The sequence below is a fragment of the Pseudomonas sp. BF-R-01 genome, from assembly GCF_019946615.1.
Classification (GTDB): Bacteria; Pseudomonadota; Gammaproteobacteria; order Pseudomonadales; family Pseudomonadaceae; genus Aquipseudomonas; species Aquipseudomonas migulae.
In genome coordinates, this window is the sequence record NZ_JAGYFX010000159.1 from 1 (window position 1) to 9,009 (window position 9,009).

The 9,009-nt window shown below is 60.5% G+C and carries 8 protein-coding genes; 5 read left to right on the forward strand and 3 right to left on the reverse strand.

All coding sequences use genetic code 11. The features are described 5' to 3' along the window. Positions 1-162: 162 nt before the first annotated feature. Positions 163-1,080 carry a sulfate adenylyltransferase subunit CysD gene (gene cysD / locus KGB27_RS29910; RefSeq protein ID WP_008026947.1) on the forward strand — a complete coding sequence of 306 codons (918 nt, stop codon included), beginning with the start codon at positions 163-165 and terminating at the stop codon, positions 1,078-1,080. Positions 1,081-1,089: 9 nt separating this feature from the next. Beyond that, positions 1,090-2,988 (forward strand): sulfate adenylyltransferase subunit CysN, encoded by a 1,899-nt coding sequence (gene cysN, locus KGB27_RS29915; RefSeq protein WP_192417369.1) that lies wholly within the window; start codon positions 1,090-1,092, stop codon positions 2,986-2,988. A gap of 180 nt (positions 2,989-3,168) precedes the next feature. On the opposite strand, the gene KGB27_RS29920 is transcribed toward cysN, so the two are convergent. The 3 genes from KGB27_RS29920 to KGB27_RS29930 are packed head-to-tail and all read right to left on the reverse strand — an operon-like array spanning position 3,169 to position 6,570. Beyond that, positions 3,169-4,071: an acyltransferase gene (locus KGB27_RS29920; RefSeq protein WP_223557296.1), complete on the reverse strand. Its 903-nt coding sequence runs from the start codon at positions 4,069-4,071 to the stop codon at positions 3,169-3,171. Continuing rightward, positions 4,072-6,171 (reverse strand): phosphate acetyltransferase, encoded by a 2,100-nt coding sequence (gene pta / locus KGB27_RS29925; RefSeq protein ID WP_008026952.1) that lies wholly within the window; start codon positions 6,169-6,171, stop codon positions 4,072-4,074. Positions 6,172-6,231: 60 nt separating this feature from the next. Beyond that, the gene (locus KGB27_RS29930) at positions 6,232-6,570 is read right to left on the reverse strand and encodes a DUF3565 domain-containing protein (protein WP_223557297.1); all 339 of its coding nucleotides are present in this window, start codon (positions 6,568-6,570) and stop codon (positions 6,232-6,234) included. On the opposite strand from KGB27_RS29930, the gene KGB27_RS29935 reads away from it, so the two are divergent. From KGB27_RS29935 to KGB27_RS29945, 3 genes are all read left to right on the forward strand, one after another. After that, positions 6,539-7,024, forward strand: coding sequence for a peptidylprolyl isomerase (locus KGB27_RS29935; RefSeq protein WP_008026954.1), 486 nt, complete (start codon positions 6,539-6,541; stop codon positions 7,022-7,024). The genes KGB27_RS29930 and KGB27_RS29935 overlap by 32 nt on opposite strands. A 122-nt stretch (positions 7,025-7,146) precedes the next feature. Further along, positions 7,147-7,629 (forward strand): glutathione peroxidase, encoded by a 483-nt coding sequence (locus tag KGB27_RS29940; RefSeq protein WP_008037360.1) that lies wholly within the window; start codon positions 7,147-7,149, stop codon positions 7,627-7,629. Between the two features lie 220 nt (positions 7,630-7,849). Beyond that, positions 7,850-8,953 (forward strand): NADH:flavin oxidoreductase, encoded by a 1,104-nt coding sequence (locus tag KGB27_RS29945; protein ID WP_008026958.1) that lies wholly within the window; start codon positions 7,850-7,852, stop codon positions 8,951-8,953. Positions 8,954-9,009: the final 56 nt, after the last annotated feature.

The following is a 9,009-nucleotide window of genomic DNA, read 5'->3' on the forward strand; positions in this document are numbered from 1 at the left end:
GGCAAGCCTCGCTCCTACAAGGTCCCTGGGCCCAAACGAGGGGGTATATTCATATACCCTTTCGATCTAGCTCGCGGCCTGATTAGAAGAGGTCGCTGTGCTAGGATTCCCCGCTCGAACACGGCCCGCTGGCCGTCCATAAGATCGTTTTCGTGAGTAGCCATGGTCGACAAACTGACGCATCTGAAACAGCTGGAGGCCGAAAGCATCCACATCATCCGCGAGGTCGCCGCCGAGTTCGATAACCCGGTGATGCTGTACTCCGTCGGTAAAGATTCCGCCGTGATGCTGCACCTTGCGCGCAAGGCATTCTTCCCGGGCAAATTGCCGTTCCCGGTGATGCACGTCGACACCCGGTGGAAGTTCAAGGAAATGTACGAATTCCGCGACCGCATGGTCGAAGAACTCGGCCTGGACCTGCTGGTGCACGTGAACCCCGATGGCGTGGCCCAGGGCATCAACCCGCTGACCCACGGTAGCGCCAAGCATACCGACATCATGAAAACCGAGGGCCTGAAACAGGCGCTCGACAAGTACGGTTTCGACGCCGCTTTCGGTGGCGCTCGCCGCGACGAAGAGAAGTCCCGCGCCAAAGAGCGCGTGTATTCCTTCCGCGACACCAAGCACCGCTGGGACCCGAAAAACCAGCGTCCAGAGCTGTGGAACGTCTACAACGGCAACGTCAACAAGGGCGAATCGATCCGCGTTTTCCCATTGTCGAACTGGACCGAACTGGACATCTGGCAGTACATCTACCTCGAAGGCATCCCGATTGTGCCGCTGTATTTCGCCGCCGAGCGCGACGTCATCGAGATGAATGGCACCTGGATCATGATCGACGACGAACGCCTGCTCAATCACCTGAGCGACGAAGACAAGGCGCGCATCGTCAAGAAGAAAGTCCGTTTCCGTACACTGGGTGACTACCCGCTGACCGGTGCGGTCGAGTCCGAGGCCACCAGCCTGACCGACATCATTCAGGAAATGCTCCTGACGCGAACTTCCGAACGCCAGGGCCGGGTCATCGATCACGATGGCGCAGGCTCGATGGAAGAAAAGAAACGTCAGGGTTATTTCTAAGGGGTTGTCATGTCGCACGCATCTGATTTGATCAGCGAGGACATCCTCGCCTACCTGGGCCAGCACGAACGCAAGGAAATGCTGCGCTTTCTGACCTGTGGCAACGTCGACGACGGCAAGAGCACCCTGATCGGGCGCCTGCTGCACGACTCCAAGATGATCTACGAAGATCACCTGGAAGCCATTACCCGCGACTCGAAAAAAGTCGGCACCACTGGCGAAGACATCGACCTGGCATTGCTGGTCGACGGCCTGCAGGCCGAGCGTGAGCAGGGCATCACCATCGATGTCGCTTACCGCTACTTCTCCACCGCCAAGCGCAAATTCATCATTGCCGACACCCCTGGCCATGAGCAGTACACCCGCAACATGGCCACCGGTGCATCCACCTGTGACCTGGCGATCATCCTGGTCGACGCCCGCTACGGCGTGCAGACCCAGACCCGTCGCCACAGCTTCATCGCCTCGTTGCTGGGCATCAAGCACATCGTGGTCGCCATCAACAAGATGGACCTCAATGGCTTCGACGAAAGCGTGTTCGAGTCGATCAAGGCCGATTACCTGAAGTTCGCCGAAGGCATCGCGTTCAAGCCGACCACCATGGCCTTCGTGCCGATGTCGGCGCTGAAGGGCGACAACGTGGTGAACAAGTCCGAGCGCTCGCCGTGGTACACCGGCCAGTCGCTGATGGAAATTCTCGAAACCGTCGAAATCGCCAGCGACCGCAACTACACCGACCTGCGTTTCCCGGTGCAGTACGTCAACCGTCCGAACCTGAACTTCCGTGGTTTTGCCGGCACCCTGGCCAGCGGCGTCGTGCACAAGGGCGATGAAGTCGTTGTGCTGCCGTCGGGCAAGAGCAGCCGCGTGAAATCCATCGTCACCTTCGAAGGTGAGCTGGAGCATGCCGGTCCGGGTCAAGCGGTGACGCTGACCATGGAAGACGAGATCGATATCTCTCGCGGCGACTTGCTGGTGCACGCCGACAACCTGCCGCAAGTGACTGACGCCTTCGACGCCATGCTGGTGTGGATGGCCGAAGAACCGATGCTGCCGGGCAAGAAATACGACATCAAGCGCGCCACGACGTACGTGCCGGGTTCGATCACCAGCATCGTCAACCGCGTTGACGTGAACACCCTGGAAGAAGGTCCTGCCAGCGCGTTGCAGTTGAACGAGATCGGTCGCGTCAAGATCAGCCTCGACGCCGCCATCGCGCTGGACGGTTACGCGAGCAACCGCACCACCGGTTCGTTCATCGTCATCGACCGTTTGACCAACGGCACCGTTGCCGCCGGCATGATCATCGCTCAGCCGTTGGCGCATGGCAGCAGCACGCACCACGGCAAACTGGCGCACGTTGCCACCGAAGAACGCGCTCAGCGTTTCGGCCAACAGCCGGCCACCGTGTTGTTCAGCGGCTTGTCGGGCGCGGGCAAAAGCACTCTGGCGTATGCGGTTGAACGCAAGTTGTTCGACCTGGGCCGTGCGGTGTTTGTGCTCGATGGCCAGAACCTGCGTCACGACCTGAACAAAGGTCTGCCACAGGATCGCGCCGGGCGTACCGAGAACTGGCGTCGTGCCGCGCACGTTGCGCGTCAGTTCAACGAAGCGGGTCTGCTGACCCTCGCTGCGTTTGTTGCGCCGAGTGCAGAAGGGCGTGAGCAGGCCAAGGACCTGATCGGCAAGGAGCGTCTGCTGACGGTCTACGTCCAGGCCTCGCCGACGGTTTGTGCCGAGCGTGATCCGCAAGGCTTGTACGCAGCGGCCGGGGATAACATTCCGGGTGATTCCTTCCCGTACGACGTGCCGCTGGACGCCGACCTCGTGGTCGACACCCAGTCGCTGTCGCTGGAAGAAAGCGTCAAGCAAGTGCTGGATCTGCTGCGCAAGCATGGCGCGATCTAAGCGTTAGCTGCTCATGAAAAACCCGCCGATGAGTGATCATCGGCGGGTTTTTTTGTGTCCCTGAAACCGCCTTCGCGGGCAAGCCTCGCTCCTACGGGATGGGTGTGACCGCGACATCGGGAACGACGCAATTCCGTAGGAGCGAGGCTTGCCCGCGAAGGGGCCGGAACAGGCACCTGATTACCGGGCGGGATACTCGCGATGCATCTGCGTCAACAACGCATCCTTGTCTAACCAAAGCTGATTGATCCACCCCTGAAACTGCAACCGATACTCCCCATCCTGGTCGTAGTTCTTGCCAATAAATTGCGGCGGAATCCTCAACTCCTGAAAGTGCACCACCACGTCCGCAACGTTCCCGCATAACAGATCCCAATACCCCGGACGCCCGCCCGGATAGTGAATCGTCACGTTGACGATCGACTCCAGCTGCTCACCCATGGCGTCCAGCACAAACGCAATGCCACCGGCCTTGGGTTTGAGCAAATACTTGAACGGTGATTTCTGCTGCGCATGCTTGCCTTCGGTGAAGCGCGTGCCTTCGACGAAATTGAAAATCCCCACCGGGTTATCACGAAACTTCGCGCAGGTCTTGCGCGTGGTTTCCAGGTCTTTGCCTTTCTTCTCCGGGTGCTTTTCCAGGTAAGCCTTGGAATAGCGCTTCATGAACGGAAAGCCCAGTGTCCACCAGGCCAGGCCAATCACCGGCACCCAGATCAGCTCTTGCTTGAGAAAGAACTTCAGCGGCTGGATACGACGGTTGAGCACGTACTGCAACACCATGATGTCGACCCAGCTCTGGTGGTTGCTGGTGATCAGGTACGAGTGCTGATAGTCCAGCCCTTCAAGGCCGCTGAGGTGCCAGCGGGTGCGGCGGACCAGGTTCATCCAGGCCTTGTTGTTGCTGATCCAGGCTTCATGGGTATGGTTCATCAGCCAGCGTGTGAAACGCTGGGTGAGGGCAAACGGCAACACCTTGAAAATCGCCACGCAGAACAGAAACGAGCAGAGCAGAATCGTATTCAGTGCCAGCAACAACGATGCAATCACGCCGCGTGCGGCGGCAGGCAGGAAATCCAGCATTTAAACATCCAGAGGTCGGTTGGCAGCTTGAATCGCGGTCAACGCGATGGTGTACACGATGTCGTCGACTTGCGCGCCACGCGGCAGGTCGTTCACCGGTTTGCGCAGGCCTTGCAGCATCGGGCCGAGGCTGACGCAGTCGGCGCTGCGCTGCACGGCTTTGTGCGTGGTGTTGCCGGTATTCAGGTCGGGGAACACGAACACCGTGGCGCGACCGGCGACCTGACTGTTCGGCGCCAGTTGCCGGGCAACGGTTTCGTTGGCGGCGGCGTCGTACTGCAACGGACCGTCGATCAGCAGCGAATGTTGTTGCTCGTGGGCGAGCAGCGTCGCCTCGCGGACCTTCTCGACCTCTTCGCCGCTGGCCGATTCACCGCTGGAGTAGCTGATCATCGCCACGCGCGGCGTAATGCCGAACGCTGCTGCCGAGTCCGCACTTTGCAGGGCGATCTCGGCCAGTTCCGTGGCGCTCGGGTGCGGGTTCATCACGCAGTCGCCGTAGACCAGCACCTCTTCGGGAAACAGCATGAAGAACACCGACGACACCAAGGTGCAGCCCGGCGCGGTCTTGATCAACTGCAAGGCCGGGCGGATGGTGTTGGCGGTGGAGTGAATGACGCCGGACACCAGGCCGTCGACTTCATCCAGCGCCAGCATCATCGTGCCGATCACCACGGTGTCTTCCAGTTGCTGCTCGGCCATCGGCGCGTTGAGGCTTTTGGTCTTGCGCAGCGCAACCATCGGCTCGACGTAACGTTCGCGAATCAGGTCCGGATCGAGAATCTCCAGGCCTGGCGGCAGCTCGATATCGTGGGCACGCGCCACGGCTTCGACATCCGCCGGTTTTGCCAGCAACACACAACGGGCAATGCCGCGCGCCTGGCAGATCGCCGCGGCTTGCACGGTCAGCGGCTCACTGCCTTCGGGCAGCACGATGCGCTTGTTGGCGGCCTGGGCGCGCTGGATCAATTGATAACGGAACACCGCAGGCGACAGGCGCATTTCCCGTGGCGTGCCGCAACGCTGGTGCAGCCAGTTGGCGTCGAGGTGGCTGGCGACGAAGTCGGTGATGATCTCCGCACGCTCGCGGTCGTCGATCGGGATTTCCTTGTTCAAACCGTTCAGCTGGTTCGCGGTGTCGTAGGAGCCGGTGCTCACCGACAACACCGGCAAACCGGCCTGCAAGGCGCCACGGCACAGGTCCATGATGCGCGGGTCGGGCAGGGTGTCGCTGGTCAGCAGCAGGCCGGCCAGCGGCACGCCGTTCATGGCGGCGAGGCTGACGGCGAGGATGATGTCGTCGCGATCGCCGGGCGTCACCACCAGCACGCCGGGCTTGAGCAGCTCCACGGTGTTGCGCATGGTGCGCGCACAAATGATGATTTTGGTCATGCGCCGGGTTTCGTAGTCGCCGGCATTGAGGATTTGCGCGCCCATCAGATCGGCCACGTCGCGGGTGCGCGGCGCGTTCAGTTCCGGCTGGTACGGGATGCAGCCGAGCAAGCGGAAATCACCGCTGCGCAGCAACGGCGAATGCTCCTTGAGGCGCGAGGCGAAGGCCTCCATGCTCTCGTCGGTCTTGACCTTGTTGAGGATCACGCCGAGGACTTTCGGGTCTTTCGGCCCGCCGAACAATTGCGCCTGCAACTCCACGCGACCGGAGAGCTCGGTCAGCACTTCGTTTTCCGGTGCCGAAACCAGAATCACGTCGGCATCCAGACTCTTGGCCAAATGCAGATTGACCCGCGCGGCGTAACTGGCGCTGCGGGTCGGGACCATGCCTTCGACGATCAGCACGTCCTTGCCGATGGCCGCTTGCTGATAGAGCGTGATGATTTCTTCGAGCAGCTCATCGAGCTGGCCGTCGCCGAGCATGCGCTCGACGTGCGCCAGGCCCAGCGGTTGCGGCGGTTTCAAACCGTGGGTGCGCGCCACCAGTTCGGTGGAGCGCTCCGGCCCGGTATCACCCGGATGCGGCTGGGCAATCGGTTTGAAAAAGCCGACCTTGAGGCCGGCCCGCTCGAGGGTGCGCACCAGCCCGAGGCTGATGGAGGTCAGACCCACACCAAAATCGGTGGGCGCGATAAAAAAAGTTTGCATGCGGATTCTCTAAGGGAGCATGACAAAGGTGATCATCTATAGCTGACGATCTACCGAAATTCAGTCGACAAGGTTATCGCTAACCGAGCCTTGTGCGCACCAACCGCATTCAAAGGGCTGGCCTATTTTTTCAATACGTTGCGCCGGGTCCATGACCCAGGCGCGCGATTGCCACGGCGGCTGGTGGCGCAGGTGCTGCGTGTGGCCACAGGACAGCTCGGCCACCCAATGCCCGTCCTCGTCCTGATGAAAACCTGTGACCGTCGAGCCTGGCGCCGCATTCCGTCTGTCCGGGTTGTGTTCGCTTTCGGACGATTGCTTCGCTAAACTTGGCCTTTCTAAATTCTTATGCAAAAGGTCTCGCCCCATGCTGATCGCCGCCAATAAGGCTGTCTCCATCGACTATACCCTGACCAACGACGCTGGTGAGGTCATCGACAGCTCCGCCGGCGGCGCGCCGCTGGTCTACCTGCAAGGCGCAGGTAACATCATTCCGGGCCTGGAAAAGGCTCTGGAAGGCAAAGCAGTCGGCGACGAGCTGACCGTGGCCGTTGAACCTGAAGACGCTTACGGCGAATACGCTGCCGAACTGGTCAGCACCTTGAGCCGCAGCATGTTCGAAGGCGTCGACGAGCTGGAAGTGGGCATGCAGTTCCACGCTTCCGCACCGGACGGCCAAATGCAGATCGTGACCATTCGCGATCTGGACGGCGACGATGTCACTGTCGACGGCAACCACCCGTTGGCCGGTCAGCGCCTGAACTTCCAGGTCAAGATCATCGCCATCCGTGACGCCAGCCAGGAAGAAATCGCTCATGGTCACGTCCATGGCGAAGGTGGCCATCACCACTGATTTTCTGCGCTAAGCTCAGAGAACTGGAGAGGCGCCCGAGGGCGCCTTTTTAGTCCGCGGCTGTCCTTGGTGCCCTCACCAAGAGGCTGTTTCGAGAAGAACACGGGAATCTGGAGTACGTCATGAGTGCTTTTCACGACCTTAATTTGACAGGCCTGGATGGTCAGGAGCTACCTCTGGCGCCCTTCAAGGGGCATGTCGTGCTGGTGGTCAACGTCGCCTCCAAATGTGGCTTGACCCCACAATACGCGGCGCTGGAAAACCTTTACCAGCAATACAAAGGTAAAGGCTTCAGCGTGCTGGGCTTGCCGTGCAACCAGTTTGCCGGGCAGGAACCGGGTACCGAGAAAGAGATCCAGGAGTTCTGCAGCCTCAACTATGGCGTGACCTTTCCGTTGTCCAGCAAGCTGGAAGTCAACGGTCATGAGCGTCATCAGTTGTACCGCCTGCTGGCGGGCGAGGGGGCTGAATTCCCGGGTGATATCACCTGGAATTTCGAAAAATTCCTGCTCGGCAAGGACGGTCGCGTACTGGCACGGTTCTCACCGCGTACGGCGCCGGATGATCCCACTGTCATTCAGGCAATCGAAAAAGCCCTGAGCTGATTCCCCCTGTAGGAGCGAGGCTTGCCCGCGAAGGCGTCAGGTCAGTCAGTAATGATGTCGACTGACCGACCGCCTTCGCGGGCAAGTCGGAGCGCCGCCCGCTCGCTCCTACGATGCTTTCCACCTTTTATTCCTTAATCACCAAAATCAATAGTGCTATTCAAGGCGTTCCCAACTCCATATTATCGCCGTCATAAAGTCTATTCCCGTGGAGCGTCCCATGCCTGTCAAAGCCCTGTTCAAACCGTTCCACCTCGGCACCCTCGAACTGCCGACCCGTGTCGTCATGGCGCCGATGACCCGCTCGTTTTCGCCGGGTGGCGTACCCAACTCCAAAGTGATCGAGTACTACCGTCGTCGCGCCGCCGCCGGCGTGGGTTTGATCATCACTGAAGGCACCACCGTCGGCCACAAGGCCTCCAACGGCTACCCGAACGTGCCGCATTTCTACGGTGAAGCCGCGCTGGCCGGCTGGAAGAAAGTCGTCGACGCAGTGCATGCCGAAGGCGGCAAGATCGTTCCGCAGCTTTGGCATGTCGGCAGCGTGCGTCGCATCGGCACCGAGCCTGACGCCAGCGTGCCGGGTTACGGCCCATCGGAAAAGCTGAAGGACGGTCAGGTCGTGGTTCACGGCATGACTAAACAGGATATCCAGGACGTGATCGCCGCGTTCGCTCAAGCTGCCAAAGACGCGCAAAGCATCGGCATGGACGGCGTGGAAATCCACGGCGCCCATGGCTATCTGGTGGACCAGTTCTTCTGGGAAGGCAGCAATCAGCGCACCGATGAATACGGTGGCGACCTGGCGAACCGTTCGCGTTTCGCCATCGAACTGATTCAGGCGGTGCGTGCGGCAGTCGGTGAAGGCTTCCCGATCATCTTCCGTTTCTCTCAGTGGAAGCAGCAGGATTACACCGCGCGTCTGGTGCAAACACCGGAAGCGCTGGGCGAGTTCCTCAAGCCGTTGTCCGACGCTGGCGTGGACATTTTCCACTGCTCGACGCGCCGTTTCTGGGAGCCGGAGTTCGACGGTTCCGAGCTGAACCTGGCAGGCTGGACGCGCAAACTGACCGGCAAGCCGACCATCACCGTGGGCAGCGTCGGCCTGGATGGCGAGTTCCTGCAGTTCATGGTCAACACCGACAAGATCGCGCAGCCGGCCAGCCTGGAAAAACTGCTGGAGCGTTTGAACAACGACGAGTTCGATCTGGTGGCAGTGGGGCGTGCGCTGTTGGTGGACCCGGACTGGGCGCAGAAAGTGCGTGACGGTCGTGAGGGAGACATCCTGCCGTTCAGCCGTGAGGCGTTGATGACGCTGGTTTAAGCGGCGACTGGAAAGGCCTCTTCGCGGGCAAGCCTCGCTCCTACAGGGTATGTGCC